General features: G+C 60.3%; 2 protein-coding genes. Both read right to left on the bottom strand.

Going from position 1 to position 604, the window contains the following annotated elements:
- The coding region (locus AK963_RS30330) for a hypothetical protein (protein WP_139117832.1) at window positions 1-335 on the bottom strand (335 nt) is incomplete at its 3' end.
- Between the two features lie 9 nt (window positions 336-344).
- Window positions 345-604 (bottom strand): hypothetical protein (locus tag AK963_RS34315; protein ID WP_175404780.1); only part of this gene is annotated, 260 nt, incomplete at its 5' end.

Genomic DNA, 604 nt, shown 5'->3' with positions numbered 1-604 from the left:
TGGTTCACCAGGTCTGCCACCGAGTCATGCAATACCTCCATCTCGTTTTTCATGGCGGTCAGTTGCAACTTGTCGGCCTCATGGGCATCGTGCCAGCGTTGGATATCGCCATGGTGCTGGGTGATGTTGCTGTTGAGCTGCCGGTTTTCCGTGGTCATCGCCCACAGCGAGCTGGACAGGGCATCGGCACGCCCCACAGCCTCTTCGATCTGTGGCAACCCCGTGGCCAGGGCTTCCTCAATCGCCTGCCGGTCTTCGGCAATGCTCTGCTGCTGGGCAGCCACCACGGCCACGCCGTTACCAAGGGTGGCGACCACCGTCGTTTCGTTGGCCATCGAGGGCTCCTATCTCAATGCGTGGGTGACGCCTGCCTGAACAACAACCGTTCCAATGGCCACCGTGGATACCGCCTGACCATCCGGCGTGGTGACCTGAACATCAAACTCATAACGGTAGGGGGTCAGCTCATTGGTCTCTTCCGGTGCCAGGTACATCACCGCCGTCGTGCCGGATACGGTCATCCGTTTTTGCAGCACGGCCTCGTCATCCGGCTGCATCCGGTGAAACTTCAGGGTGAAGAGCAGCGTCCATCCGGTCAGGTCCA

The sequence above is a fragment of the Endozoicomonas atrinae genome (genome assembly GCF_001647025.1).
GTDB lineage: Bacteria > Pseudomonadota > Gammaproteobacteria > Pseudomonadales > Endozoicomonadaceae > Endozoicomonas > Endozoicomonas atrinae.
This window is presented reverse-complemented; position numbering and strand designations above follow the sequence as displayed.